Source organism: Euzebya tangerina (assembly GCF_003074135.1).
GTDB classification, from domain to species: domain Bacteria; phylum Actinomycetota; class Nitriliruptoria; order Euzebyales; family Euzebyaceae; genus Euzebya; species Euzebya tangerina.
The window spans coordinates 1-1,272 of the sequence record NZ_PPDK01000010.1 but is presented as its reverse complement, the minus strand read 5'-3'; the positions used below and the strand labels follow the sequence as shown (position 1 = coordinate 1,272).

General features: G+C 36.1%; 3 protein-coding genes. 2 read left to right on the top strand and 1 reads right to left on the bottom strand.

From position 1 onward, the window contains the following. Positions 1–523 (bottom strand): MobA/MobL family protein (locus C1746_RS21810; RefSeq protein ID WP_162868087.1); only part of this gene is annotated, 523 nt, incomplete at its 3' end. Between the two features lie 168 nt (positions 524–691). Here C1746_RS21810 and C1746_RS22315 point away from each other — a divergent pair. Further along, positions 692–988: a hypothetical protein gene (locus C1746_RS22315; protein WP_032490547.1), complete on the top strand. Its 297-nt coding sequence runs from the start codon at positions 692–694 to the stop codon at positions 986–988. Positions 989–990: 2 nt separating this feature from the next. Then, positions 991–1,248, top strand: coding sequence for a hypothetical protein (locus tag C1746_RS22310; RefSeq protein ID WP_047923193.1), 258 nt, complete (start codon positions 991–993; stop codon positions 1,246–1,248). The last annotated feature ends 24 nt before the right edge of the window (positions 1,249–1,272 follow it).

Below are 1,272 nucleotides of genomic sequence, written 5' to 3'. Positions count from 1 at the left end.
TTCGGACAGATTGGATAAACTCACGATCTCGAAAATCTGCCGTTTTCATCGCTCCGCCCTTTTCTGGGGATTTAGTATTAGCACGTTTAAAAAACTGCTCGGCTGTACGGTCTATGCCGTCAAGTTGGCGTTCTGAAAATATCAAATGACAATGGGGATTATGATTATTTTTATCGGTATGGATAGCGAAAGAGTAGGGTAGTTTATTGCTACCGCTATCAACCGTATTTTCTATAAACGAACTTACTAATTTTTGCTGTTGTTCTAGGGTTAATTCTCTAGGTAAAGCAAATTCAATTTCAGTACAAACTCGGGCATTAGCTCGCTCGTAAATATCTGACAATCGCCAAAATTCTTGCGGATTATCTTCGGCAAATTTTGGCATATTACCATAGCCTGAAAACTGTAAATCATCTAACCGCTTTGAATATTTATCATTGCGGTTGATGTAGTCGTTTTTGGCTTGAGCTGATTGCCCTTTGCTTTTACTGCAATAGCGAACGTTTAAATGATAGATTGCCATAGTGTTGAGTATTGCGAAACGGTCAAGCGGTACGCTTGCCCACCAGTTTCTCGAAGAGAAACTGATAAGTGGGCATTACGTTATTTTAACGTAATGAACAGAACACTTGCAAGCCTAGCACCTACTGAATAAAATAACGATAATTTCTAACTATATAAAGGGGCTAGTATGGCAAGCGAAAAACTTACAAGATTGGAACAGCAACAAGCAGATTTACAACGCAAGCAGGACGAAATCAAAGCGAAAATTCGTGCGATTAAGTCAAAAGAACAAGCAGAAAAGCGTAAGAAAGCTACGCATTACAAGGTTTTATTAGGGGCTTTTTGGCTAAATGAAATAATAAATAACCCTCTTTTAGATGTAGATAGAAACTTCCCTAAGTTGCGTAAATTTATCAATGATGACAAGAAATTTGATGAATTGAGTGCATTTATCAATGAAGAAATTGAAAAAGGTAAAAAATAACTGTGAGCGAAATTGTAACAATCATTTTTTACAATGTATTGATATTGTCTTTTATTGCTATAAGTGTTTATGTTTACCTGAAATGGCAACATAAAAAACGGATTGATAGAATGTTAGATGAGATGGAAAAATCTTATTCAAAATTTGCCGATCACAAAGCAAACGAAAGAATGCAAAAAAGGATTGATGAGTACGATAAAAGACACCCACTCAAAGCATTTAAACGGAAATTTAAAGATAAAATTAAATGGCTTTTATAGGCTACCGCCCTACGCCTAACGGCT